The 25,733-nt window shown below is 63.2% G+C and carries 24 protein-coding genes; 20 read left to right on the forward strand and 4 right to left on the reverse strand.

The window, feature by feature from the left end; genetic code table 11:
• Positions 1-4: 4 nt before the first annotated feature.
• From rpsA to WDB71_RS06205, 6 genes are all read left to right on the forward strand, one after another.
• The gene (gene rpsA / locus WDB71_RS06180) at positions 5-1,678 is read left to right on the forward strand and encodes a 30S ribosomal protein S1 (protein ID WP_341503765.1); all 1,674 of its coding nucleotides are present in this window, start codon (positions 5-7) and stop codon (positions 1,676-1,678) included.
• Positions 1,679-1,731: 53 nt separating this feature from the next.
• Positions 1,732-2,022, forward strand: a complete 291-nt coding sequence (locus WDB71_RS06185; protein WP_341503766.1) for an integration host factor subunit beta — start codon at positions 1,732-1,734, stop codon at positions 2,020-2,022.
• 104 nt (positions 2,023-2,126) lie between these two features.
• A complete protein-coding gene (locus tag WDB71_RS06190; RefSeq protein WP_341503767.1) occupies positions 2,127-2,393 on the forward strand; it encodes a LapA family protein in 267 nt (88 codons plus the stop codon).
• Positions 2,394-2,396: 3 nt separating this feature from the next.
• Positions 2,397-3,566 carry a lipopolysaccharide assembly protein LapB gene (gene lapB / locus WDB71_RS06195; protein WP_341503768.1) on the forward strand — a complete coding sequence of 390 codons (1,170 nt, stop codon included), beginning with the start codon at positions 2,397-2,399 and terminating at the stop codon, positions 3,564-3,566.
• A gap of 9 nt (positions 3,567-3,575) precedes the next feature.
• Positions 3,576-4,271 (forward strand): orotidine-5'-phosphate decarboxylase, encoded by a 696-nt coding sequence (gene pyrF / locus WDB71_RS06200; RefSeq protein ID WP_341503769.1) that lies wholly within the window; start codon positions 3,576-3,578, stop codon positions 4,269-4,271.
• A gap of 64 nt (positions 4,272-4,335) precedes the next feature.
• Positions 4,336-4,647 carry a helix-hairpin-helix domain-containing protein gene (locus WDB71_RS06205; RefSeq protein ID WP_341503770.1) on the forward strand — a complete coding sequence of 104 codons (312 nt, stop codon included), beginning with the start codon at positions 4,336-4,338 and terminating at the stop codon, positions 4,645-4,647.
• Between the two features lie 11 nt (positions 4,648-4,658).
• Here WDB71_RS06205 and rrtA read toward each other — a convergent pair whose 3' ends face one another.
• Positions 4,659-5,210, reverse strand: coding sequence for a rhombosortase (gene rrtA / locus WDB71_RS06210; RefSeq protein ID WP_341503771.1), 552 nt, complete (start codon positions 5,208-5,210; stop codon positions 4,659-4,661).
• Between the two features lie 46 nt (positions 5,211-5,256).
• On the opposite strand from rrtA, the gene WDB71_RS06215 reads away from it, so the two are divergent.
• The 4 genes from WDB71_RS06215 to WDB71_RS06230 all read left to right on the forward strand — a co-directional run bounded on the left by WDB71_RS06215 (position 5,257) and on the right by WDB71_RS06230 (position 8,796).
• Positions 5,257-5,841, forward strand: a complete 585-nt coding sequence (locus tag WDB71_RS06215) for a tRNA-uridine aminocarboxypropyltransferase (protein WP_341503772.1) — start codon at positions 5,257-5,259, stop codon at positions 5,839-5,841.
• A 9-nt stretch (positions 5,842-5,850) separates the two neighbouring features.
• Positions 5,851-6,261 carry a thioesterase family protein gene (locus tag WDB71_RS06220; protein WP_341503773.1) on the forward strand — a complete coding sequence of 137 codons (411 nt, stop codon included), beginning with the start codon at positions 5,851-5,853 and terminating at the stop codon, positions 6,259-6,261.
• A gap of 288 nt (positions 6,262-6,549) precedes the next feature.
• Positions 6,550-8,253: a gamma-glutamyltransferase gene (ggt, locus tag WDB71_RS06225; RefSeq protein WP_341503774.1), complete on the forward strand. Its 1,704-nt coding sequence runs from the start codon at positions 6,550-6,552 to the stop codon at positions 8,251-8,253.
• Positions 8,254-8,304: 51 nt separating this feature from the next.
• Positions 8,305-8,796 carry a peptide-methionine (S)-S-oxide reductase gene (locus WDB71_RS06230; protein ID WP_341503775.1) on the forward strand — a complete coding sequence of 164 codons (492 nt, stop codon included), beginning with the start codon at positions 8,305-8,307 and terminating at the stop codon, positions 8,794-8,796.
• A gap of 38 nt (positions 8,797-8,834) precedes the next feature.
• Here the strand turns inward: WDB71_RS06230 and WDB71_RS06235 are convergent, their stop codons facing one another.
• A complete protein-coding gene (locus tag WDB71_RS06235) occupies positions 8,835-10,019 on the reverse strand; it encodes an amino acid aminotransferase (protein WP_341503776.1) in 1,185 nt (394 codons plus the stop codon).
• Between the two features lie 120 nt (positions 10,020-10,139).
• Here WDB71_RS06235 and rsuA point away from each other — a divergent pair, with 120 nt between their 5' ends.
• Positions 10,140-10,829, forward strand: coding sequence for a 16S rRNA pseudouridine(516) synthase RsuA (gene rsuA, locus WDB71_RS06240; protein ID WP_341503777.1), 690 nt, complete (start codon positions 10,140-10,142; stop codon positions 10,827-10,829).
• A 66-nt stretch (positions 10,830-10,895) separates the two neighbouring features.
• On the opposite strand, the gene cysK is transcribed toward rsuA, so the two are convergent.
• Positions 10,896-11,864 (reverse strand): cysteine synthase A, encoded by a 969-nt coding sequence (gene cysK, locus WDB71_RS06245; RefSeq protein WP_341503778.1) that lies wholly within the window; start codon positions 11,862-11,864, stop codon positions 10,896-10,898.
• Positions 11,865-11,963: 99 nt separating this feature from the next.
• Here cysK and WDB71_RS06250 point away from each other — a divergent pair, with 99 nt between their 5' ends.
• The 5 genes from WDB71_RS06250 to WDB71_RS06270 all read left to right on the forward strand — a co-directional run bounded on the left by WDB71_RS06250 (position 11,964) and on the right by WDB71_RS06270 (position 19,655).
• Complete coding sequence (locus WDB71_RS06250) at positions 11,964-13,049, forward strand: RDD family protein (RefSeq protein ID WP_341503779.1); 1,086 nt, start codon at positions 11,964-11,966, stop codon at positions 13,047-13,049.
• Positions 13,046-14,167 (forward strand): beta-ketoacyl-ACP synthase III, encoded by a 1,122-nt coding sequence (locus WDB71_RS06255; RefSeq protein WP_341503780.1) that lies wholly within the window; start codon positions 13,046-13,048, stop codon positions 14,165-14,167. Before WDB71_RS06250 ends, WDB71_RS06255 begins: the two co-directional genes overlap by 4 nt.
• A 160-nt stretch (positions 14,168-14,327) precedes the next feature.
• A complete protein-coding gene (locus tag WDB71_RS06260; protein WP_341503781.1) occupies positions 14,328-15,530 on the forward strand; it encodes an efflux RND transporter periplasmic adaptor subunit in 1,203 nt (400 codons plus the stop codon).
• Positions 15,530-18,667: an efflux RND transporter permease subunit gene (locus WDB71_RS06265; protein ID WP_341503782.1), complete on the forward strand. Its 3,138-nt coding sequence runs from the start codon at positions 15,530-15,532 to the stop codon at positions 18,665-18,667. The genes WDB71_RS06260 and WDB71_RS06265 overlap by 1 nt, the downstream gene beginning before the upstream one ends.
• Before the next feature lie 196 nt (positions 18,668-18,863).
• Positions 18,864-19,655, forward strand: coding sequence for a cyclase family protein (locus WDB71_RS06270; protein ID WP_341503783.1), 792 nt, complete (start codon positions 18,864-18,866; stop codon positions 19,653-19,655).
• A 2-nt stretch (positions 19,656-19,657) separates the two neighbouring features.
• Here WDB71_RS06270 and WDB71_RS06275 read toward each other — a convergent pair whose 3' ends face one another.
• Positions 19,658-19,942, reverse strand: coding sequence for a hypothetical protein (locus WDB71_RS06275; protein WP_341503784.1), 285 nt, complete (start codon positions 19,940-19,942; stop codon positions 19,658-19,660).
• A 143-nt stretch (positions 19,943-20,085) separates the two neighbouring features.
• Between WDB71_RS06275 and WDB71_RS06280 the strand changes: the two genes are divergently transcribed.
• The 4 genes from WDB71_RS06280 (at position 20,086) to WDB71_RS06295 (ending at position 25,448) form a co-directional block, all read left to right on the forward strand.
• The gene (locus tag WDB71_RS06280) at positions 20,086-21,351 is read left to right on the forward strand and encodes an HD-GYP domain-containing protein (protein WP_341503785.1); all 1,266 of its coding nucleotides are present in this window, start codon (positions 20,086-20,088) and stop codon (positions 21,349-21,351) included.
• Between the two features lie 81 nt (positions 21,352-21,432).
• Entirely contained in the window at positions 21,433-22,761 is a 1,329-nt protein-coding gene (locus WDB71_RS06285; protein WP_341503786.1) for a pitrilysin family protein, read from the forward strand.
• Positions 22,758-24,185: a pitrilysin family protein gene (locus tag WDB71_RS06290; RefSeq protein ID WP_341503787.1), complete on the forward strand. Its 1,428-nt coding sequence runs from the start codon at positions 22,758-22,760 to the stop codon at positions 24,183-24,185. Before WDB71_RS06285 ends, WDB71_RS06290 begins: the two co-directional genes overlap by 4 nt.
• A 210-nt stretch (positions 24,186-24,395) precedes the next feature.
• Positions 24,396-25,448 carry a hypothetical protein gene (locus tag WDB71_RS06295; protein WP_341503788.1) on the forward strand — a complete coding sequence of 351 codons (1,053 nt, stop codon included), beginning with the start codon at positions 24,396-24,398 and terminating at the stop codon, positions 25,446-25,448.
• Positions 25,449-25,733 lie beyond the last annotated feature (285 nt).

Below are 25,733 nucleotides of genomic sequence, written 5' to 3' on the forward strand. Positions count from 1 at the left end.
ACACATGACTGAATCATTTGCTCAACTGTTCGAAGAAAGCCTCAAGGAAATCGAAACTCGCCCGGGTTCCATCGTCAAGGGTACCGTCGTTGCCATCGAAAACGGCATCGTCCTGGTTGACGCTGGCCTGAAATCCGAGTCCGCGATCCCTGCCGAGCAGTTCAAAGACAACGCCGGTGAGCTGACCGTTGCCGTTGGCGATCAGGTTGACGTGGCCCTGGACACCGTTGAAGACGGTTTCGGTGAGACCATCCTGTCCCGCGAAAAAGCCAAGCGCTACGAAGCCTGGCTGGTCCTGGAAAAAGCTTACGAGAACGACGAAGCCGTTATCGGTGTCATCAACGGCAAGGTCAAGGGTGGCTTCACCGTAGACCTGGCCGGTATCCGTGCCTTCCTGCCCGGTTCCCTGGTTGACATCCGTCCGGTTCGCGACACTGCCCACCTGGAAGGCAAGGACCTGGAATTCAAGGTCATCAAGCTGGACCAGAAGCGCAACAACGTCGTTGTTTCTCGCCGTGCCGTTATCGAGTCCGAGAACAATGTTGAGCGCGAGCAGCTGCTGCAAAACCTGCAAGAAGGTATGGAAGTCAAGGGTATCGTTAAGAACCTGACCGACTACGGTGCCTTCGTAGACCTGGGTGGCGTAGACGGCCTGCTGCACATCACCGACATGGCTTGGAAGCGCGTCAAGCACCCGAGCGAAATCGTCAATGTCGGCGATGAAATCACCGTTAAGGTTCTGAAGTTCGACCGCGAGCGTACCCGTGTTTCCCTGGGTCTGAAGCAGCTGGGCGAAGATCCCTGGGTCGCCATCGCCGGTCGTTACCCGGAAGGCACCAAGCTGACCGGTCGCGTGACCAACCTGACCGACTACGGCTGCTTCGTTGAAATCGAAGAAGGCGTTGAAGGCCTGGTACACGTTTCCGAAATGGACTGGACCAACAAGAACATCCACCCCTCCAAGGTTGTCAACCTGGGCGACGAAGTGGAAGTCATGGTTCTGGACATCGACGAAGAGCGTCGTCGCATCTCCCTGGGCCTCAAGCAGTGCAAGCAAAACCCCTGGGAAGAGTTTGCCGGCAAGTACAACAAGGGCGATCAGGTTTCCGGTAAGATCAAGTCCATCACCGACTTCGGTATCTTCATCGGCCTGGACGGCGGCATCGACGGTCTGGTTCACCTGTCCGACATCTCTTGGAATGCCTCCGGTGAAGAAGCCGTTCGCGAGTACAAGAAAGGCGAAGAAATCACCGCCGTTGTACTGCAGGTGGACGCCGAGCGCGAGCGCATCTCCCTGGGCGTGAAGCAGCTGGAAGCCGACCCGTTCAACGACTTCCTGAGCGACAACAAGAAAGGTGCTATCGTTAACGGTAAGATCGTTGCTGTTGACGCCAAGGGCGCCACCGTTGACCTGGGTGAAGGTGTTGAAGGTTACATCCGTGCCTCCGATATCGCTCGCGAGCGTATCGAAGACGCTTCCACCGTACTGAGCGAAGGCCAGGACGTTGAAGCCAAGTTCATGGGCGTTGACCGCAAGAACCGCACCATCAGCCTGTCCATCCGCGCCAAGGATGAAGCAGACGAGAAAGAAGCCATCGAGTCCCTGAACCAGCAGGACGAAGGCGCCTTCTCTTCCGCCATGGCTGAAGCCTTCAAGGCTGCCAAGAGCGACGAGTGATAGGGTAGGGGCCCCTGGCCCCTACTGCCCCTTCGCACATTAGGGATAACAGCATGACCAAGTCTGAATTGATTGAGCAGCTTGCCGGCAAGCATACCGACATTTCCGCCAAGGAAGTGGAGCTGGCCATCAAGGAGCTCCTGGAACAGATGGCGCAGACCCTGGAAGAGGGCGAGCGTATCGAGATCCGGGGATTTGGCAGTTTTTCCCTCCATTACCGGGCGCCCCGTACCGGCCGTAACCCCAAGACCGGGGAATCGGTCAGTCTGCCGGCCAAATACGTGCCGCACTTCAAGCCCGGAAAGGAGCTGCGGGAGCGGGTCAATCAGTCCCTTGCGGGCTGAGCCTCAACTCAAATGAAAAAACGGCATGCAATCGCATGCCGTTTTTGTGTGTATGGGGCATTTTGGGCAATAATAGCCGCCTGACTGAACACACAGGAGGTGTGGTGAAAGCGCTCTACAAATTCCTGCGATGGCTGGTCCTGCTGGCACTGTTCGTGCTGATGCTGGCCATTGGCTCCCAAAACCCGGAACCGGTTTCCGTCAATTTCCTGATCGCCCGCCAAACCCTGTCTTTGGGCCATTGGCTGGGTATCGCCTTTGCCATTGGTGCCCTGGTCTCCCTGCTGCTGCTGGGCTCGCTGCTGATGCTGCAAAGGGCCAGAGTGAAGCTGCTGACCCGCAAGCTCAACAAAGCCAAGGGTGCAAGCTGATCCATGGTTGAATTGCTGTTCCTGCTCCTGCCCATTGCCGCCGGTTACGGCTGGTACATGGGGCGCCGTAGCGTCCGCCAGGAGCGGGAAGTGCAGCGCAGTCACCTGTCCAGGCGTTATTTCCAGGGCCTGAATTTCCTGCTTTCCGATCAACCGGACAAGGCCGTCGACCTCTTTATCGACATGCTGGCCGTGGACAGCGAAACCATGGAGACCCACCTGGCTCTGGGCAATCTCTTTCGCCGCCGCGGCGAAGTGGACAGGGCCATCCGCATCCACCAGAACCTGGTGGCCAGACCGTCCCTGTCCCTGGAGGACAGGCGCATGGCCATGCAGGAGCTGGGCGAGGACTTCATGGTCGCCGGCCTGTTCGACCGGGCCGAGAACATCTTCGACGAACTCAAGGACGACAAGGACCACCGCCAGCATGCCCTGGCCCAGCTGCTGAACATCTACCAGGCCACCAAGGACTGGCAGCAGGCCATCGACATCGCCAGGGCCATGGGCAGCGGCGGTGGCGTCTCGGTGAAGCGGGCCTGTGCCCACTTCCACTGCCAGCTGGCGGAGCTGGCCCTGGACAAGGGCGCGACCAAGGACGCCCAGAAGCAATACAGGAAGGCCCTGGAGGTCGACCCTGGCTGTAGCCGGGCCCGACTGGGGATGGCAGGGCTGCTGCGGGACAAGGGCGACAGCCAGGGCGCCCTGGACGTGCTGATCCCTGTGCTGGAGCACGACAGGGACAACCTGACCGAGTGCCTGCCGCTCATCGCCGACAGCTTCGCCCGCCTGGGCGACGAGGACGGCTACCGGGAATTTCTGCAGGAGGCGGTGGCCAAGGGGGCGGGCGCCTCCAGCCTGCTGGCCCTGGCCGACAGGCTGGCGACCAACGCCGGCCTGGAGCAGGCCGAGGCCCTGGTGCTGGACACCATCAAGCGCCAACCGACCCTGAAGGCGTTTCGGCGGCTGATCCAGTACCAGCGCGACCGGCTCAGCGACAGCGCCGCCAAGGAGAGCCTCAACATGCTGGCGGAGCTGGTGGAACAGCAGATCCGCATCCGCCCCGTTTATCGTTGCCGCCAGTGCGGCTTTTCCGCAAATCAACAATATTGGCAATGCCCCAGCTGCAAGAGCTGGGGTCAAATCAAACCCATCCGCGGTCTGGATGGTGAGTAAGGAGTGAATATGCAAAGCCCCGTTATCGTTGCCCTGGATTTTGCCGACAAGGCCAAGGCCCTGGCCCTGGTGGATCGTCTGGAGCCCAGCGCCTGTCGCCTCAAGGTGGGTAAGGAAATGTTCACTCTGTTCGGTCCCGATTTTGTCCGCGAACTGGTGGCGCGGGGCTTCGACGTCTTCCTGGATCTGAAATTCCACGACATCCCCAACACCGTCGCCAAGGCGGTGGCCGCCGCCGCCGAGCTGGGGGTGTGGATGGTCAATGTCCATGCCAGCGGTGGCAGCTGCATGATGAAGGCCGCCAAGGAGGCCCTGGCTACCTATGGCGACAAGGCGCCGTTGCTGATCGCCGTGACCGTGCTGACCTCCATGACCGACGAGGAGCTGGCCGAGCTGGGCGTCGATGCCGACCAGGCCCAGCAGCAGGTGCTGCGCCTGGCCAGACTGGCCAAGGACAGCGGCCTGGATGGCGTGGTCTGTTCCGCCAAGGAAGCCGCCCTGCTCAAGGGCGAGCTGGGCCAGGACTTCAAGCTGGTGACCCCCGGGATCCGTCCGGCGGGCAGTGACGCCGGCGACCAGCGCCGGGTCATGACACCTGTCGATGCCGTCCAGGCTGGTGCCGACTACCTGGTCATGGGCAGGCCCATCACCCAGGCCGATGAGCCGCTGGCGGTGCTCAAGGCGGTCAACGCCTCCCTCAGCTGAACTATACTTTTAGTGAGCTGGGAGTTTGCTCACAAGGAAAAGTCACTGACAGAGGAATGTTGGTATGAAAAGGAGTTTGGTCGGCTGCCTGTTGGCAGCGACAATGCTGATAGCGAGCCCGCTGACGGCGGTAGCCAACTCAACCCAGGAGGCTGCGAAAGCGACTGCTGCGGTTGGCGAGATGCTCAACATCAATTCTGCTTCGGCAGAGGAAATCGCCCGCATTCTCAAGGGCGTCGGAGCGAAAAAGGCAGCGGCTATTGTGGAATACAGGAAGCTCCACGGGCCTTTCAAAAGCCTTGAAGATCTCAAGGAGGTGAAAGGGTTGGGGAATAAGCTCCTGGCCGCGAACGCCGATAAAATTCGCTTCAAGTAACAGGGGGGCCGTCAGGCCCCCCTTCTTGTTGCCACCCAGGGCAGGGCGGCCAGCACTCCCAGCAGGTGGGCCTCGGTGACCACCCTGGCGTCGATCAGCGCCGTAACCTGCGCCGAGCCGCCGGCAAGCTGCTCCCAGAACACCTTGGCGATGACACCGCCCAACAGCCACCAGCCCGTTTGTTCCCCACGCTTGATATCTTCGGCCGCTCCCATCAGCAACAGACCGTGCAGGGCGCCGGACAGGCCCACGTACCATGACAGGTCGGGCAGCCACAGGTAGAGACCCACCGAGATCACCAGGGCCAGATAACCCAGGCGCAGCCACCAGCCAAGGGGGTTGTAGTAGCTGCCGTGCAGCCAGGCGATCAGGCCCAGGCCACCCAGGTTCAAGAGCAGGTGCCAGCCGTTGGTATGCAGCAGGTGGCCGGTCAGCAGCCGCCACAGCTCAAGGCTTTCCAGGCTGCTGCGTTCATAGACCAGCAAACTTTGCCCGCTTTCGGGCAGGATAGCGGCCAATATCGCCACCATGGCGATGGAAAGGGGGCCGTACAGGCGTCGCATTTATCAACACTTCTTCTTACAATGGGCCCCCAGTTTAGGAGGCTTGATGGCAAGAGAGAAGTGCCCCCGCTGCGATCGCGACCAATGGCATTGCATCTGTAGCCTGGTTTCACCGGTGCCGGCGCAAAGTCCGGTGGCCATACTGCAGTTTCCCAAGGAGGCGGCCCACCCCCTGAACACCGCCGCGCTGCTAAAGGCGTCTTTGCCGGACTGCCGAGTCTGGGTGGGGGAGGCCTTCGACGGCGAGCCGGCGGTGGACCACTTCCTGGCGCAAGCGCCGCTGTTGCTGTACCCCAGCGAGGAGGCGCTGCCCCTGGAGGAACTGCCCAGGCAGCCCAGGCCGCTGTTGCTCTTGGACGGCACCTGGAAGAAGGCCTACCGCCTCTACCAGAGCAATCCGGCATTGAAGGGGCTGACCGCCGTCCGGCTGCCCGACGGCGTCCAGGGGCGTTACCGGCTGCGCAAGAGCCCCAAGGCCGAAGGCTTGTCCACCCTGGAGGCGGCCGCCATGGTGCTGGCCCACCTCGAACCCGGCCTGGATGTGGCCCCCCTCTACCAGGCCATGGATGCCATGATAGAGCGCCAGCTTGGCCGCATGCCGGCCGAGCTGCGCCAGCGATACCAACCATAAGGAAAGGCGATGTCACGTCATCAAAGTGAAATCAAGGTTCGGGGCTTCCACCTGGACATCTACCAGCACGTCAATAACGCCCGCTACCTGGAGTTCCTGGAGGAGGCCAGGTGGGCCATGCTCGAGGACAGGGGCGAGCTGGCCTGGTTCCAGGAGCGGGGGCTGGCGTTCGTGATCGTCAACATCAATATCAACTACCGGGCCGCCGCCACCATGGGCCAGACCCTGGTCATCGACACCTGGCTGTCCAAGGTGGGCGAGCGCAGCGGCGTATTCAGCCAGGAGATCCGCCTGCAGGGCACCGAGACGGTCGTGGCCGATGCCGCCATCACCTTCGTCTGCCTGGACCAGAAAACCGGCAAGCCGGTGCCCCTTGAAGGCGAACTGGGCGGCTACCTGGCGCAACAACTGGCGGCCTGAACCGGGCCGCAAATTGCCGCTGGCAATGACCTGACGAAAACGTTACAATGCGCCGCGACCCTACATGAGTGCGGAGCCCGTCATGGAATTTCATGAACCGCATGAGGCGTACTATCAGCTGCAGGAAGAGGTGGCCAGAGAGCTGCCCTACGAGCAGGAAGAAGACGCCTTTATCTGCTAAGTGCAGATCCACTACGTGAAGCAAAAAAGGCAACCGATTTCCCCGGTTGCCTTTTCTTTTTGGGGCTGTCAGCATCACCGTCATTGCCAATGGACGGAGCCTTTCCCGTGCGACTTTCCCCACTGCTGCTGTTTCTTCCCGCCCTGGTGCTGGCCAAGGGCGAAGTCCGCGAGCCGGAAGCGGCCACCGGCCTGAGCGAGCGCCAGGCGGTCACCGGCCAGAAACTGATGATGGCCACCGCCAACCCCCTGGCCACCCAGGCCGGTTTCGAGATGCTCAGCCGCGGTGGCAGCGCCGTGGATGCGGTCATCGCCGCCAACCTGGTACTGACCCTGACCGAGCCGCAATCGTCCGGCATCGGCGGCGGCGCCTTCATGATGATCTGGGATCGGCAACAGCAAAGCCTGAGGATGCTCGATGCCAGGGAGACGGCGCCACGGGCGGCGACCCCGGAGCTGTTCCTGACAGGGGACCAGGCCATGGACTTCTTCGAGGCCCTGGTGGGCGGCCGTTCGGTCGGCGTCCCCGGCCTCATCAAGGGCTTCTGGGAAGCCCACCGTCGCCACGGCAAGCTGCCCTGGCCGGAGCTGTTTGCCCCGGCCATCAGGCTGGCCCTGGAGGGCTTCGAGGTCAGCCCGCGCCTGGCCAAGCTGCTGGCCATCGATCTCAACCCAGGTCTCAGGCAGTCCGAAACCGCCAGGGAGTATTTCTATCCCCATGGCCAGCCGCTCAAGGCCGGCGCCCGGCTCAAGAACCCGGCCTTGGCCGAGAGCCTGCTGGCCATCGCCGAACAGGGCCCCCAGGCCTTCTACGAAGGGCCCCTGGCCGAGACCATGGTCAAGGTGGTGCGTGGCCACAAGGGCAATCCGGGCCTCTTGGCCCTGGCCGATCTCAAGGCCTACCAGCCTCAGTGGCGGGAGGTGCTCTGCAGCCCCTATCGCCAGTACCGCGTCTGCGGCGCGCCGGCCCCGGCCGGCGGCCTGGTGGTGAGCCAGTTGCTGGGACTGCTGGACCGGTTGCCCGCACACAAACTGGCATCCTGGAACGCCGACAGCGTGCATCTGTTCAGCCAGGCCTCCAGGCTGGCCTTTGCCGACCGTAACCGCTACCTGGCCGATCCCGACTTCGTGGAGGTGCCGGCCGAGGCCATGCTGGCCCCCAAATATCTGGACCAGCGCGCCCGCTTGATCACCGACCGGGATGAGCCCAAGGTGGCCGGCGAGCTGCTCAAGCGCCTGGATACGGCCTCGCCGGAGCTGCCCTCCACCAGCCACCTGGTGGCCATAGACGGCGATGGCAATGCCGTGTCCATGACCGCCAGCATCGAGATGGGTTTTGGTTCCACCTTGATGGCCGGGGGCTTTTTGCTCAACAACCAGCTCACCGACTTCAACTTCGTGCCCAGGGTCAATGGCGAGCGGGTGGCCAACCGCGCCCAGGGCGGCAAAAGGCCGCGCAGCTCCATGGCGCCGGTGATGGTGTTCAAGGGCCCGCAGCTCCAGGGCCTGGTGGGCTCGCCCGGGGGCTCGCGGATCATCAACTATGTGGCCAAGACCCTGGTCGGCGTCATCGACGGCGGCCTCGACATCCAGCAGGCCATCAGCCTGCCCAATGTCACCAACCGCAACGACTATACGGCCCTGGAGAAGGGCACGGCCGCCGAGGCCTGGGTGGCGCCGCTCAAGGCCAGGGGCCACCAGATCAAGGTGCAGGATCTCAATTCCGGGATCCAGGGCCTGTGGCGGCTGCCGGACGGCCGCTGGCAGGGTGGGGCTGACCCCCGTCGAGAGGGCATGGTGCTGGCGCAATAGCCTGGGCCCGTCACCGGTCATCTCCCCTGTGTGCGGCTTGGATGAGGGCAGATGGGCCTGTCACATGTTGGTCTTGGTGGTGGCTGCCACTGGTGCACCGAAGCGGTCTTCCAGGCCCTTGACGGGGTAGCAGAGGTACAGCAGGGCCATGCTGCCGCTGCTGCGCCCTTCGATGCCTTTAGTGAGGCGGTGCTGGTCCACTTCGACGAGCGGCGGCTGCCGCTGGCGGTGCTTATCGAGGTGCACCTGCGTACCCATGCCTGTACCTCGGACCATGGCTTGCGCCAGCGGTACCGCAGTGCCATCTATAGTGTCGACAGTGGCCAGGAAGAACGAGCCAGGCAGCTGCTGGCGGCCCTGGCCAGGGGCTTCCCGGCGCCCTTGGTGACCCAGGTGTTGCCCCTGGTGGCCTTCAGGCCGTCACCGCCTAAGTATCAGGGCTATTACCGGCAGGATCCTGACCGTCCCTTCTGCCGCAGCTACATAGAACCTAAGCTGCAGCTGCTGCTCAAGGCGTTTGGGGCCTTCACCAGGCAAAAATAAAGCCGCCCCGAAGGGCGGCTTTTTTGTCATCTGGCGACTTACAGCACCTTGACGATGGCGTCGGTCAGGTAGTCCACGTTGTCGTGGTTGATGCCGGCGATGTTGATGCGGCTGGAGCCGACCATGTAGATGGCGTAGTCGTCCTTGAGCCTGGCCACCTGCTCCGGGCTGATGCCCAGGAAGGAGAACATGCCGTACTGGCGGGTGATGAAGCTGAAGTCCTTCTGGTCCTGCTTGGCGTGCAGCTTGTCCTGCAGCAGCTGGCGGATATCGGCGATGCGGGTGCGCATGGCGTCCAGCTCGTCCTGCCACAGGGCGGTCAGCTCGGGGCTGCCGAGAATGATGTCGACGATGGCGGCGCCGTGGGCGGGGGGCATGGAGTAGATGGAGCGGGCCACGCTCAGCACCACGGAGGAGCAGACATCACGACGCACGGCGCTGTCGGCGATCAGGGTGAAGGCACCGATGCGCTCGCGGTAGAGGCCGAAGTTCTTGGAGCAGGAGCTGGTCAGCAGCACCTCGGGGAGCTCGCTGGCCAGGTGGCGCAGGCCGAAGGCGTCCTCGTCCAGGCCGTCACCGAAGCCCTGGTAGGCCATGTCCAGCAGCGGCGTGAAGCCGCGTTCCACCGCCAGCTCGGCGAAGGCGCGCCACTGCTGCTGGTTGAGGTCGACGCCGCTGGGGTTGTGGCAGCAGGCGTGCACCAGCACCACGTCACCCTTCTCGACCTTGGCCAGGGCCGCCATCATGGCGTCGAAGTCCAGGCTGGAGCTGGCCTTGTCGAAGTAGGGGTATTCCGCCACCTTCAGGCCGGCGGCCTGGAACAGGCCGATATGGTTGGCCCAGGTGGGGGTGGTGACCCAGATGGTGGCATTTGGGTTGCAGCTCTTGATGAACTCGGCGGCCACCCGCAGGGCACCGGTACCGCCCGGGGTGGACACGGTGAACTGGCGTTCCAGGGCCTCGTGCTCGGCGCCCAGCACCAGCCTGGCTATCTTGTCGTTGAAGCCGAGGTCACCGGCCGGGCCTATGTAGGACTTGGTGGTTTCATGTTCGAGGCGGAACTGCTGGGCCTTGTAGACGGATTCCATGATGGGGGTGTCGCCCTTCTCCGTCTTGTAGACGCCAACGCCCAGATCAATCTTGTTGGGGTTGGTGTCGCCATTGTAGGCGGTCAGCAGGCCGAGGATGGGATCGGCGGGCAGGGCTTTCAGGGTCTCAAACATGACTTCAGGTCTCTCCATGGGGGGTGCCCATAGCCTAAGGGATATCGGGCCGAAGGTTAAGCCTTGAACAGGCTTGTTTGGCCTTTTTTCCCGGCGATGCTTTCAGTAAAGTAGCGCGCCATGAGACTGGATAAATTCATTGCCGCCAATTCCGAATTCTCCCGGGCCCAGGTCAAGAAACTGCTGCGCCAGGGGGACGTGACCGTCAATGGCGAAACCGTCGCCGATCCCGGGCTGAAACTGACCGAAACCGACGAGATCTGCCTGTTCGGCGAGCCCATGCGCGAGCAGGGGGCCCGTTACTTCATGCTCCACAAGCCCAGGGATTATGTCTGCTCCACCGACGATCCCGACCACCTGTCGGTGCTCTACCTGCTGGACGAGCAGGAGCGCTACGGCCTGCACATGGCCGGTCGCCTGGATCTGGACACCACCGGCCTGGTGCTGCTCACCGACGACGGCCAGTGGTCACACCGGGTCACCAGCCCCAAGCATGAGTGCCACAAGCGTTACCGGGTCTGGCTGGCCGATCCCTTGCCGGCCGGGGTCGAGCAGCAGTTCCTGGACGGGGTGCAGCTCAAGGGGGAGCGTCATCTCACCAAGCCGGCGACCCTCAAGCGCATTGACGACACCGAGGTGCTGCTGACCATCAGCGAGGGCAAGTACCACCAGGTCAAGCGCATGTTCGCGGCCGTGGGCAACAAGGTGGTGGATCTGCACCGGGAGGCGGTGGGGCCCCTGGAGCTGGATGCCGATCTGGCCGAAGGCCAGTACCGGCCCCTGACCGCCGAGGAAATAGCCCTGTTCTGACAGCAGGGCAAAAAGAAAGGCGCCAGGGGCGCCTCAATGTCATTCAGGGAGTTGGGATGATGGTTGTTACTGAACCAGTTCCAGTTCGCTGAACACGTCGGCAAAGAGCGGACTGGACAGGTAGCGCTCGGCAGAGCTGGGCAGCACAACAACGATTTTCTTGCCGGCGTAGTCTGGATTTTCCGCCAGGCGCTTGGCGACCACCACGGCAGCGCCGGAGGAGATCCCGGCCAGGATGCCTTCTTCCTTCATCAGGCGATGGGCCATCTCCATGGATTCCTCGTTGGTGACCGTCTCCACCCTGTCCACCAGGCTCAGATCCAGGTTGCCGGGGATGAAGCCGGCACCTATGCCCTGGATCTTGTGGGGACCGGGCTGGATGGGCTCGCCGCTCAGGGTCTGGCTGATCACCGGCGAGTCGGCCGGCTCCACGGCCACGGACAGGATGTCCTTGCCCTTGGTCTGCTTGATGTAGCGGCTGACACCGGTGATGGTGCCGCCGGTGCCGACCCCGGCCACGAAGATGTCGATGTCGCCACCCGTGGCTTCCCAGATCTCCGGCCCCGTGGTCTGCTCATGGATGGCCGGGTTGGCCGGGTTGTCGAACTGCTGCAGCAGCACGTACTTGTCCGGATCCGAGTCGGCTATTTCCTTGGCCTTCTGTACGGCGCCGTTCATGCCCTTGGGGCCTTCGGTCAGCACCAGCTTGGCGCCCAGGGCCTTGAGCAGCTTGCGGCGCTCCAGGCTCATGGTTTCGGGCATGGTCAGGGTCAGCGGGTAGCCGCGGGCGGCGGCCACGAAGGCCAGGGCGATGCCGGTGTTGCCGGAGGTGGGCTCGATGATCTCCTTGCCCGGGCCAAGCAGGCCCTTCTCCTCGGCGTCCCAGATCATGGAGGCACCGATACGGCACTTGACCGAGAAGCTGGGGTTGCGGGCCTCGACCTTGGCGTACACCTCGCCGCCGGTGATCCGGTTGAGTTTCACCAGGGGGGTGTTGCCGATGGAGTGGGAGTTGTCACGCAGGATCTGGCTCATGGCAAGGCGGTCCTTAGCTGAAAGTCTTGACCACAAGGTAGCGAAAGGGGCACAAATGAAAAGGATTGATTTGTTATATCCATATAAAAACACCAAGAAATGAGCACTTTAGAACAGGAAGTACAGGAGCAGACGGCCCTGGATGAGTGGCGGGAAGGCAAGGAAACCAGGGCCATAGTGACCCCCTATGCCTTTTCCGTGGACAAGGCACTGCTGGGGCGGACCCTGGCCAAGCCCTGGCAACGGGGCCTGGCCATGGCCCTGGATCTGCTGCTGGTGGCCATGCTCACCGAAGCGTCCGAGGTGCTCATCGCCCTGGTGGCCGCCGTCGCCACCTGGCAAATCGCCAAGCGCCACGATCAGGTGGTGCACCGCTGGGCCAGGGGCCTGCTGCGCTCGGTGGCGGTGGTGATCGTCTTCGGGGTGACAGTGGCCCTGTCGGCCGTTCTCATGGACGAACTCGACGTCCGGCAAGCGGAAAGCGACATCGACAGCTTTGGCCAGGCCGCGGCGCTGTCGGCGGCCTCGGTTCAGTTCGGCCTCTGCAAGGACATGACCTGCGTGCATGGCGGCAGCGCCGATCTGGTGAACACCCTGGCCGAGACCCTGGCCAGCGAGCCCGACAAGGCCAGGGAGCTAGTGCCGGAGCTGGTGGCGGCCCTTGACTGGGCCAGCCCGGCGCAGCGCAGTGAACTGGAAGGGGAGCTGCTCAAGGCGCTGGACAAGGCCCTGGCCAGCCAGGCCGCCGCCGCGCCGGCGGTACCCGAAACACCGGACAAGATCATCACCCTGGACGATGGCGACCAGGCGGAGCAGGAGCCGTCCCTGATCGCCTGGGCCAAGGGCATCATCACCGATCTGGGCCTGGGCCTGTCCTGGGCCGCCCTCTATTTCACCCTCTTCACCACCTGGTGGCGGGGCCGCACCCCGGGCAAGCGGCTGCTGGGGATCCGGGTGGTGCAGCTGGACAATGGCCCCATCACTCTCTGGGGCGCCTTCGGCCGCTACGGCGGCTACGGCGCCGGCCTGGCCACCGGCCTGATGGGCTTTTTGCAGATCCTCTGGGATCCCAACCGCCAGGCCATCCAGGACAAGGTGTCCGGCACTGTGGTGATTCAGGGAAGTGGTCCGATAAGTTATACTGCCGCCACCCAAGCCGAGACAAAGCAAGAGGAAAGGCTGTGAGCGAGATTGTCATCAGCGGTACCGGCCTCTACACGCCACCCAACAGCATCAGCAACGACGAGCTGGTGGCCGCCTTCAACCAGTACGTGGACCTCTACAACGAGGAGAATGCCGCCGCCATCGAGCTGGGCCAGCTGGAGCCCAAGGCCTATTCGTCCAGCGAGTTCATCGAGAAGGCCTCCGGCATCAAGAGCCGCCACGTGGTCAGCAGGGACGGCATCCTGGATCCGGAAGTGATGATGCCGCTCATTCCCGAGCGCAGCAACGACAAGCCGTCGGTGATGGTGGAGATGGCCCTGCACGCCGCCGACGAGGCCCTCAGGCAGGCCGGCCGTCAGCCGGAAGAGGTGGATCTGGTGATCGTTGCCGCCTCCAACATGCAGCGTCCCTATCCGGCCATGGCCGTCGAGCTGCAGCACTTCATGGGCGCCCAGGGCATGGCCTTCGACATGAACGTGGCCTGTTCCTCCGCCACCTTCGGCATCGCCACCGCCGCCAGCCTGGTGCAGGGCGGCCAGGCCCGCCTGGCGCTGGTGGTCAACCCGGAGATCTGCACCGGCCACCTCAACTTCCGTGACCGCGACAGCCATTTCATCTTTGGCGACGCCTGCACCGCCGCCATCGTCGAATTCAAGGACGACAGCCAGGGCCAGCAGCTCTGGGCCATTCGCGGCAGCAGGCTGATCACCGAATTCTCCAACAACATCCGCAACAACGCCGGCTACCTGAACCGCTGCGCCCCCCAGCACCGTTTCGATGACGACAAGCTGTTCATCCAGGAAGGGCGCAAGGTGTTCAAGGAAGTGCTGCCCATGGTCAGCAAGTTGATCGCCGGCGAGCTGGAACGCCAGCAGGTGCCGGCCGACCAGCTCAAGCGGTTGTGGCTGCACCAGGCCAACATCAACATGAACCAGTTCATCGCCAAGAAGGTGCTGGGGGTGGAGCCGACCCAGGACAATGCCCCCATCATCCTCGACGAGTACGCCAACACCTCCTCGGCGGGCTCCATCATCGCCTTCCACAAGTACAAGGACGACCTGAAATCCGGCGATTTCGGGGTGATCTGCTCCTTTGGTGCCGGCTACTCCGCCGGTTGCCTGACCCTGCAAAGGTGCTGAGCGCTTGATGCCCTCCTGACAAAGGCCCCATCCGGGGCCTTTGCCGTTCTTTACCCCCTTAACATTTTGTAAAACATCCCCTGTGGAGGGCCCTGCACCCCTTGGGGTATAAACGCCCCTATACCTTGGGATCACTGGTTCAAGAATAAGGAAACTCACCATGCTCAAAGTGCTGAAGGCTTTGGCCAAGGCATCGCCTGTCCTCATCATTGTCGGCGCCATCGTGGCGACCGTCGTCATGATGTCCATGCGCAAGCCGCCGGAGAAAAAGGACGAGGCCAAGCCGCTGCTGGCGGTGGAAGTGGTCGAGGCCGAGCGCAAGCCGGTGCAGTTCCTGGTTGATTCCCAGGGTACGGTCAGGCCCAAGACCCAGACCACCCTGGTGGCCGAGGTGGCCGGGCGTATCCTGTCGGTGTCCGACAAGTTCCGTGCCGGTGGCCTGGTGGAGCAGGGTGAGGTGCTGGCCCGCATCGACGACGCCGACTACCTGACCGCCCTGCACAGTGCCGAGGCCGAGCTGGCCCGCGCCAAGGCCGGCTACGAGGAAGAGAAGGCCAAGGCGGAAGTGGCGGCCCAGGAGTGGAAGAGCGTTTCCAAGGACAAGGTCACCGACATTGCCCTGCGCAAGCCGCAGCTGGCCCGGGAGGCGGCCCTGGTGCGCAGTGCCGAGGCCAACCTGGACAAGGCCAGGCGCAATCTGGAGCGCACCGTGATCCGTGCCCCCTTCGACGGCCTGGTCCGCGAGCGCCGCATCGATCTGGGCCAGTACGTCAGCCCAGGCACCCAGCTGGGCCTGGTGGACGACACCGCCGTGGCGGAAGTGCGTCTGCCGGTGTCCGACACCGAGCTGGCCTGGCTGGGCCTCAACTCCAGCCAGCCCCGCGGCGTGACCATAGAGCTGCAGTCCGAGGTGGCCGGTGAAACCCACCGCTGGCAGGCCAAGCTGGTGCAGAGCACCGGCGTGCTGGACGAGCAGAGCCGCCTCAGCCAACTGGTGGCGGAAGTGCCGGATCCCTACGGTCGAGACAACGGCGCCTCCGTGCTGCTCAAGTTCGGCACCTTCGTGCAGGCCAGTATCCAGGCCGAACTGACCCGGGATCTGGTGGTGCTGCCCAAGAGCGCCGTGCGCGGCGATCAGGTGGTGGTGCTGGACGAAAACAGGCGCGTCCAGCGTCGTACCGTCCAGGTGGAGCGCACCGACAGCGACTTCGCCTATGTCACCAGCGGCCTGGAGGCCGGCGAGCAGGTGGCGCTGACCCCCATGAGCGATGTCATCGACGGCACCCTGGTGGCCATCCGCGGCGAAGCGCCGTCGTCGGACGTGGCCGAAGGCGACACCCAACTGGCAGTGCGGGGTAAATGATGGACACCCAGAAAGGCTTGATCGCCTGGTTCACCCGCCACTCGGTGGCCGCCAACCTGCTGATGCTGTTTATCATCATCGGTGGCCTGGTGGTGGGTCTTGGCATCCGCAAGGAAATGTTCCCCGAGGTCAACCTGCCCTATGTCTCCATCCAGGTGCCGTACCCAGGCTCGGCGCCCCAGGAGGTGGAAGAGGGCATCATCCTCAAGATCGAGGAGAACATCGAGGACATCGAGGGCATCAAGGAGATCACCTCCAGGGCCAGCGAAGGCATCGGCTCCATCACCGTGGAGGTGGAAAGCGGCTATGACGTCACCGAGCTGCTCAACGAGATCAAGGTGCAGGTGGACGCGGTGCCATCCTTCCCGGAAGATGCCGAGAAGCCCATCATCTATGAGATCCGCCCCGAGCAGCAGGTGATCTGGGTGCAGGTCTATGGCGATCTGGACGAGCGGGCGAGCAAGGAGCTGGCCAAGGAGATCAGCGACGAGATCAAGGCCCTGCCCGGCATCACCAAGGCCGAGGCCCTGGGCACCCGCGGCTACGAGATCGGCATCGAGGTCGCCGAGCACCGGCTGCGCGAGTTCGGCCTGACCCTGGACGACGTGGTACGGGCGGTACGCAGCAGCTCCGTGGATCTGCCCGGCGGCGCCATCAAGTCCAACACAGGTGACATCCTGCTCAGGGTCAAGGGCAAGGCCTACCGCGGCTACGAGTTCGAGAACATCGTGCTGGTGACCCGCCCCGACGGCACCCGGGTGCTGCTGGGCGACGTGGCCGAGGTCCGCGACGGCTTCGTGGAAGAGGACAATTTCGCCCGCTTCAACGGCAAGCCCGGAGTGAGCATTGGCGTGACCGCCGTGGGCGACCAGGACGTGCTGGAGCTGGCCGAGAAGGTCAAGGCCTATGTGGCCAAGAAGAAGGCCGATCTGCCGCCGGGCGTCGAAATCGACCACTGGGGCGATTCCTCCTTCTACCTGCAGGGCCGTTTGGATCTGATGCTGGGCAACATGTGGATGGGGGGCCTGCTGGTGTTCCTGGTGCTGGCCCTGTTCCTGCAGATCCGCCTGGCCTTCTGGGTCATCATCGGCCTGCCCATCTGCTTCCTGGGCGCCCTGCTGTTCATGCCCATGCCCTTCGTGGGCGTGACCATCAACGTCATCAGCCTGTTCGGCTTCATCTTGGTGCTGGGCATAGTGGTGGATGACGCCATCATCATCGGCGAGAGCGTCTATTCGGAGATCGAAAAGAACGGCCACAGCACTGAAAACGTCATTGCCGGTGCCAAGAAGGTGGCCATGCCGGCCACCTTCGGGGTACTGACCACCATCGCCGCCTTCATTCCCATGCTGATGGTGGACGGCTTCCAGGGCGCCATCTTCAAGGCGGTGGCGGCGGTGGTGATCCTCTGCCTTATCTTCTCGCTGATCGAGTCCAAGCTGATCCTGCCGGCCCACCTGGCCCATATGAAGGTCAGCAAGGAACCCGGCAGGGGCGCCTTTGCCCGCTTCAAGGCCGCCTTTACCCGCGGTTACGACAACCTCATCCACAAGCGCTACAAGCCCTTCCTGGAAACCTGTATCAGGCACAGGTACAACACCATGGCGGTGTTCCTGGCCATGATGATCCTGTCGGTGGGCCTGATCATGGGCGGCTTCGTGCGCTGGGTATCCTTCCCCAACATCCCCTCTGACTTCATCAACGGCCGCATCGAGATGGTCAACGGCACGGCCGTGGAGACCACCAACGACACCCTGCAGCGCCTGCAGGAGGCCCTGTGGCGGGTGGACGACCGCCTCTATGAGGAAAGTGGCCAGCGGGTACTCAAGCACTCCTATGTGTGGAACAACTCCAATACCAGTGGTGAGCTGGTGGTGGAGCTGACCAAATCGGAGCTGCGCGACATAGGCGCCTTCGAGCTGGCGGATCTGTGGCGCAAGGAATTCGGCGATCAGCCCGGGGTCAAGACCCTCAAGCTCAACGCCTCCATCGGCAACAATGGCGGCGGTGGCGCCATCGCCTTCCAGCTCCAGGGCAAGGATCTGGACAACCTGACCGCCGCCACCAACGAGCTCAAGGCCAGGCTGGCCACCTATGAGGGCGTGTTCGATATCGAGGACTCCCTGGCCTCCGGCAACCTGGAGATCCGCCTCAAGGTCAAGCCGGAGGCCGAGGCCCTGGGCATCTCGTTGAGCGACCTGGCCCGCCAGGTCCGCCAGGGCTTTTACGGCGCCGAGGCCCAGCGCATCCAGCGCGACGACGAAGAGGTCAAGGTCATGGTGCGCTATCCGCTGGCAGAGCGCCGCTCCATCTCCCACCTGGAGAACATGAGGGTGCGCACCCCCAGCGGCCAGGAAGTGCCGTTCTCGGCCGTGGCCGAGCTGGAAACCGGCGAAGGCTACTCGCGCATCACCCGGGTCGACGGCGTCCGTGCCGTCACCATCAGCGCCGATGCCGACAAGCAGAAGATAGAGCCCTTCAAGGTGATCCAGGAAATCAACAAGGACGTGCTGCCGGGGATCCTGGCCAAGTACCCGGGGGTGAGCTCCCAGGTGCGGGGCGAGGCCCAGGACGAGCAGGAGAACCTGATGCAGCTGGCCCTGGGGGCACTGGCGGCGCTGTTCGTCATCTACGCCCTGATGGCCATTCCCCTCAACTCCTACAGCCAGCCGCTGATCATCATGTCGGTGATCCCCTTCGGCATCATCGGCGCCATTGCCGGTCACCTGCTGCTGGGACTGTCGCTGTCCATGCTGTCGCTGTTCGGCATAGTGGCGCTGAGCGGGGTGGTGGTGAACGACTCGCTGATCATGGTGGACTTCGTCAACAAGGAGCGGGCGGCCGGCGTGCCCATCCGCCAGGCGGTGCTGGATGCCGGCACCAAGCGCTTCAGGGCCATCACCCTGACCTCCCTGACCACCTTCTTCGGGCTGTTGCCCATCGTGCTGGAGAAGAGCCTGCAGGCCCAGATCGTCATCCCCATGGCGGTGTCCCTGGCCTTCGGCATCCTCTTCGCCACCGTCATCACCCTGGTGCTGGTGCCGGCCCTCTATGTCATCCTCGACGACCTGGGCCATCTCAGGCGCCGCTATGTGGGCTGGGTCATGAAGGACTTCAGGGCCGCAGAAGAAAACTGAAGCCAAGCCCCGCTGAAGCGGGGCTTTTTCTTTGGCGGGCCCTTGAAAGGAAACGGTTTGATGTTGCTGGCGAATGGCGGTGCAGGCCTGAATGCTTAAGGATGTGGCGGGAGGCAGTCGTGGTGGCCTGGACTATAGTAAGAGCCATCAAGGCCGCACCCGAGGGGCGGCAGTCCTGCTCAGATAGGGATATCCCATGAGGCTCAAAATCGCCCTGCCGCTTCTCAGCATGTTGCTGCTGTCCTGTGCCCAGCACCAGGGCCTGCTTGGTAGCCGCTGGGTGGATCTCAGCCACGATCTCTCCGAACAGACTCTCTACTGGCCCACCGCTGAGCGCTTCAAGCTGGACACCGTCTTCGAGGGAGCGACCGACAAGGGCTTTTACTATTCGGCCTATCAATTCTGCGCCGCCGAGCATGGTGGCACCCATGTGGACGCCCCGGTGCATTTCGCCAGGGGGCGCTGGTCGGTGGATCAGATCCCCCTGACCCAGCTGGTGGGCCAGGTGGCGGTGGTGGATGTCACCGAGCAGGCCGAGGCCGATAGCGACTACCAGATCTCGGTGGCGGACCTCAGCGCCTGGGAGCGGCGCCACGGCCGGCTGGCCGACGGTGTCATAGTGCTGTTTCGCACCGGCTTCTCCCGCCATTGGCCCAATGCCGAGGCCTATCTGGGCACCGCCAGGCGCGGCCAGGCTGCCGTGGCCGAGCTGCACTTCCCGGGGCTGGCGCCGGAAGCGGCTACCTGGCTGGTCAACAACAGAAGCGTCAAGGCGGTGGGCATAGACACCGCCAGCATCGACCATGGCCAGTCGACCCTGTTTGGCAGCCATGTCACCCTGATGAGCGCCAATATCCCGGCCCTGGAAAACCTCACCAACCTGGAGAGCCTGCCGGCCACCGGCGCCGAGCTGGTGGCCCTGCCCATCAAGATCAAGGGCGGCAGCGGTGGCCCGCTGCGGGTGGCCGCGGTGCTGCCGGGAAAGTGAGCTTACTGGCCCTGGCGGGACTGGGCGATGTAGTAGCGTGCCCGGCTGGCTTTTTCCACGCAGGAGTCGAAGCGTTCGATGGTCTGCTGGGTCTTGGCCAGGGACAACAGGCCAACCGCCTTGGTATAGCTGACGGTACCGGCAAAACCTTCGGTCTTGGCGATGTCCAGCTCGGCCCAGGCAGCATCCAGCTGGGCGGCGCAGGCACCGCGGCCGTTGGGCTGACCGGCGCAACCGGCCAGTAGTGCCAACAACAGAGCGGGAAACAAGGGCTTGATGACGGTCATGATGGTCTCCTTTGAGGTAAGATGCGGTACGTTACCATGACCGGGCCGATACCGGATGAATGAGCCTTGATCCAGGCAAACGACCGGGAATGCATTTTGTGGTTTGTTGATTAAAACCGATTCTGACTCTCTGCCGAGCGACGATGACTACAAGACAACGTATCCTGCCCAGCCAACTGCGCGTTGGCCTCTATGTCGACCTCTCCCTGGGGTGGGTACAGCACCCCTTTATGTTCAGCCAGTTCAAGATCCGCAGCGAAGAACAGATCGCCATCATCAAGGGGCTTGGTCTGAAGACGGTCGACATCCTCACCAGCAAGTCCGACGTGGAACCGCTGCCCCTGAAGGAGGCGGTGAAGTCGACGGAAACGCAGGAGGAGGTCGATCCCGCCCCCAAGGACGAGGCCTATCTGCGCAAGCAGGCCCAGATCGACAAGCAGCGCCAGTACAGCCGTAGCCTGAACCGGGCCCGCCAGGACTTCCAGCGTTCCGTGGGCGAGATCCGCTCGGTGATGCAGAACCTGTCCCGGCGTCCCCTGACCGCCTTCCAGGATGCGGAAAACCTCATCAACGAGATTGCCCAGGCCCTGATGAGCCAAAAGGACGTGGTGCTGCACCTGATGAACGACCCCAAGGGGGACGACAGCCTCTATTTCCACTGCCTGAACGTGTCCATGCTGTCCATGCTGATGGCCAGGGCAGGGGAGTGCAGCAATGACGAGATGCGCCTGGCCGGCCTGGGCGGCATATTCCACGACATCGGCAAGATGAAGGTGCCGTCGCAGATCGTCCGCAAGGAAAAGGCCGACCTCAGCGATGCCGAGCGCAACTTCCTGGCCCTGCATCCCCAGTACGGTGGCGAGTTGGCGGAGAAATACGGCAGTTTCCCGGAGCAGGTCCGGCGTATCATCACCGAGCATCACGAAGCCCTGGACGGCTCCGGCTATCCCAAGGGCCTCAAGGGCGAGCAGATCCATCCCCTGTCGCAACTGGTGGCCATCGCCAACGAATACGACAACCTCTGCCACGGCCGCAAGCAAAAGCCCGGCATCCCGCCCCACGCCGTGCTGTCGCACCTCTACAAGAACAAGACCGCCCAGTTCAACCAGGATCATGTGCAGCAGCTGATCCGCCTGCTGGGGATCTATCCGCCCGGCACCGTGGTGGAACTCAGCAACGGCCAGTACGGCCTGGTGATGACGGTCAATTCCGCCCGCCTGCTCAGCCCCAATGTGCTGGTCTACGATCCCAAGGTGCCGCGGGACCAGGCCGCCATCATCGACGTGGGCGAGGAAGGCCTGACGGTCGAGAAGACCATCAAGCCCGCCAACCTGCCCCAGGCGGTGTTCGACTACCTCAAGCCGCGCACCCACGTCAGCTACTACTTCGAGCACAACCGCAGTTCCTGACACATTTGCTAACAGCCAGGGGCTGCCGACCAATAGGCAAGTTGTTGTAAATTAGAAGAATTAAAACCATAGGAGCAAGCCATGAAAAGGCGTCCCCTGGGCTGGCTGCTGGCCGGCCTGGCCGCGGCCTCGTTGTCGGTCTCGGCCCAAGTCAAGGATGAAGTCCAGCGCTTCACATTGAAAAACGGCATGGAAGTCATGGTCCTGGAGGACCACTCCATCCCCAATGCCAACATGTACCTGTTCTGGAAGGTGGGCTCGCGCAACGAGCGTCCCGGTATCACCGGCCTGTCCCACTTCTTCGAGCACATGATGTTCAACGGTGCCGAGAAGTACGGACCCAAGCAGTTCGACCGGGTCATGGAGGCGGCCGGCGGCGCCAACAACGCCTATACGACGGAGAACGTCACCGTCTATACCGACTGGTTCCCGGCCGCCAGCCTGGAAACCATCTTTGATCTGGAAGCGGACCGTATCGCCAAGCTGGACATCAACCCGGAAATGGTGGAATCCGAGCGCGGCGTAGTGGCTTCGGAGCGCACCACGGGCCTGGAAAACTCCAACTGGCGGACCCTGTCCGAGGAAGTGAAGGGCGCCGCCTTTAGGGCCCATCCCTATTCCTGGCCGGTGATCGGCCACGAGTCCGACATCAAGGCCTGGCGCCTGGAGGATCTGGTCCAGTACCACAGGACCTATTACGCCCCCAACAATGCCCTGGTGGTGGTGGCTGGCGACGTTCAGCTGGACGAGGTCAAGCGCCTGGCCAAGGCCTATTTCGAGCCCATCCCGGCCCAGGAGCCGCCGCTGCCTGTGGTCACCGTCGAGCCCGAGCAAAAAGGCGAGCGCCGGGTCTATGTACAGAAGGCCTCGGTCTCCAGCCCCAACATCATGGTGGCCTACCATGTGCCGGCCAGCAGTGATGCCGACACCCCGGCCCTGGACATGCTGGGCACCGTGCTGACCCAGGGCCGCAGCGCCCGTCTGAAGAAGCGCCTGGTGGACGAGCTGCAACTGGCCACGGACGTGATGGCCTACCTGCCGGAAAGCTTCGATCCCAACCTGCTGTACTTCTATGCGGTGGCCAGGCCCGGGGTCGACGCCGAGCAGCTGGAAAAGGCGCTGCTGGCCGAGCTCAAGGCCGTGCGTGAGCGGGGCGTCACCGCCGAAGAGCTGGACAAGGCCAAGAGCCTGAAACTGATGAGTTTCTACAGCCAGCTCGAGACCATCAACGGCAAGGCCAACGCCATCGGCACCTACGAGCTGTTCTATGGCGATTACAGGAAGCTCTACACCGCCGGCGAGGATTTCGCCAGGGTATCCGTGGACGACATCAAGCGGGTGGCCGGCAAGTACCTGCTGAAGAAGAACCGTACCGTCGGCATTCTCGATGCCAAGGAGGACAAGGAATGAAAAGACTGACCACCGCCTTGGGCCTCTCCCTGGCCCTGTCCGCCTGCCAGGCGACCCAACACGAGCCCGCGGCCGCGCCCGTGGCGGCGCAGGCGGCCAAGGCCAGCTTCCAGCTGCCGGCCATCGACAAGCGGCAACTGGCCAATGGCCTGTCCCTGCAGCTGATGGAGCACCACGAGGTGCCGCTCATCGACATCAGCCTGGTGCTCAAGGCCGGCGCCATCCATGACGAGCAAGCTGGCCAGGCCTTCATCACCGCCCAGAGCCTGATGCTGGGCACCCAGAAGCGCTCCAAGGACGAGCTGGAAGCCCAGCTCGACGCCATGGGCGCCAGCCTGGGCATAGGTGCCGGCCTGGAGGGCACCACCCTCAGCGCCCGTTTCCTGGCCAAGGATGCCGACGCCATGCTGGCGCTGATCCAGGAGGTGCTGACCCAGCCCGCCTTTGACGCCGACGAGCTGGCCAAGTACAAGCAGCGCCACCTGGCCCGACTGGCACAGATGAAGGAAAGCCCCAAGGCCGTCATCGGCCAGTACTTCGCCAAGCTGATGTATGGCGAGCACCCCTACGGCAATGCCGTGATGGGCACCGCCGACTCGGTGCCGGCCATCGACACGGCCGCCATCAAGGCCTATTACCGCGACTGGTATCGTCCCGAGAACATGGTGCTGAGCGCCGTGGGGGATTTCGATGCCCGGGCCTTTGCCGCCAAGCTCCAGGACAGCTTCGGCGCCTGGCAGCCCAAGGGCGAGTCGCCCATGGTCAAGTTCACGGTGCCGCAGATGCCGGACAAGGCCAGGGTACTGCTGGTGAACAAGAGCGATGCCATAGAGACCACCTTCATCATCGGCGGTCCCGGCATGGCGGCCCTGGACAAGGATTGGACCCGGGTCTCGGTGATCAATACCGTACTGGGTGGCCGTTTCACCTCCTGGCTCAACGACGAGCTCAGGGTCAACGCCGGCCTCACCTATGGTGCCCGCAGCGGCTTCGATGCCGATCGCCTCAGCGGTACCTTCCAGATCTCCACCTTCACCAAGACCGCCACCAGCCAGGAAGCCATAGAACTGGCCCTCAAGACCTATGAGCGCCTGTTCGAGCCAGGCCTGGATCAGGCCACCCTGGACTCCGCCAAGGCCTATGTGAAAGGGCAGTTCCCGCCCCGTTTCGAAACCTCCAGGCAGCTGGCCGGCCTGCTGTCGAAGATGGCCCTGTACGGCTACGGCCCCGAGCGCATCAACGACTTCACCAGCCAGGTGGACGGCCTGAGCCTGGCCGACAGCCGGGCCCTGGCGAGCCGGCATTTCCCGCGCCAGGGGCTGCAGTTCGTGCTCATCGGCAAGGCAGATGAACTTCGCGAACTGGCGAAACGTTATGGCGAAGTAACGGAAATTAATATAAAAGACAATGGCTTTGCCTTCTGACAAGCAGTTGTCAGCTATGATAAAAAGGGATAGCGTGGGGCTATCCCTTTAACATATTTCAAGTCTGCCGCAACGGAGACACAGCGGATGATTAAAAAAAACAAGGTCGGGACGCTGTTGCTGGCAACCACTGTCGCCACCCTGATGGGGTGTCAGCAGACTGCACAACAGACCAAACCTGAAGCACAAACCAACCAACCCCAGGAGCAGATGGTCGACGTTCGCTTGCCCGCCATCGAAGTCAAGAATGCCCTGGACGAGCGCCGGGACTGGATCCTGGACAACACCGCCAACATGGAGAAGGTGGCCGGCGAGGTGATCAGCGGTGACAGCACCGCCAGCTTCGTGGCCTATTACGATCAGGGGGAACTGCGCTACATCCGCGAGCGCCTGGAAAGCGGTGAGACCGGCTATGGCGAGAGTTTCTACTTCATCGACAGCGACAGCCTGTTCGGTTACGAAGAGGAATCGGATTGGAAGCTGAGCCTGCCCGACGGTGAAACCCGCGACGTGGCCCACGAGGTCAGCCTCTACATGGACGAGTACGGCACCCTGACCTTCCAGAGCTTCCTCAAGGACGGCCAGCGTTCCGCCATGCCCATCAGCCGCCTGGAAGGCATCAAGTCCAGGTACGCCCTGCTCAGCGAGCGGGCCAACCAGGTTTGGGCCGGGGTGGCGCCGGATCCCCAGCCGGAACCCGAAGTGGAGGAGGTTGCCGAGGTGGCTGAGGAGCAGCCGGCCAGGGTGACCAAGGCGCCGCCGGCCGACGACTCCGCCCTGGCCAGCGCCACCTTCTGGCTGCCCACCGAGTACGTGGGTGTGTCCAAGTCGCGTCGCAAGGGCATGAACATGGGCACCCTGCAGGTGGCCGACAGCAATGTGGACCGGGCAGTGATGGACGGCGTTCGCGCCCGTGACGTCCACCTGGGCCAGATGGTGTCCCTGACCGCCTACTGGTGTGCCTACCGCCCCGATGAGTTCGAGATGCAGTGGAACTACTGGGGCGCCAGCCGCGGCACCTACCTGGGCCAGTACATCATGAGCTGCGGCGATGCCCGCGAGATCATGGACGAGGTGGGCGAGGGCGAGCGTATCGCCGTGCCCGTGCACGTGCGCCTCAAGGGGGTCCAGGACGCCGCCATCACCCTGCTGAACCTCAACAGCGCCAGCAAGATCAGCACCATCCAGGGCCTGGAAAGCCGCTTTGCCAGCCGCTGCCTGGAACACTTCTGCGCAGGCCAGTCCTACGTCGAGAAGCGCTGATCGTCTCTATGCCCTGGTAAGGCATATCCCCAGAGGTCAGGTGGCCACCTATGGTCAGCTGGCCTCTTTGTTGGGCTGGCACGCCCGCCAGGTGGGCCGTGCCATGGCCCACTGTCCCGCCGATATTCCCTGGCACCGCGTTGTCAACGCCCAGGGCCTGTGCTCGCCACGGGCAAGCAACGGGCACTTGATCCAGAAAGAGCTGCTGCTGGCCGAAGGGGTGCCCTTCACCCGTGCCGGCCGTGTTAGGCTGAGCTTGGCTCAGTGGCCTGGTTTATAAGGAGT

Origin of the sequence: Gallaecimonas sp. GXIMD4217, assembly GCF_038087665.1 — a bacterium.
Lineage (GTDB): Bacteria > Pseudomonadota > Gammaproteobacteria > Enterobacterales > Gallaecimonadaceae > Gallaecimonas.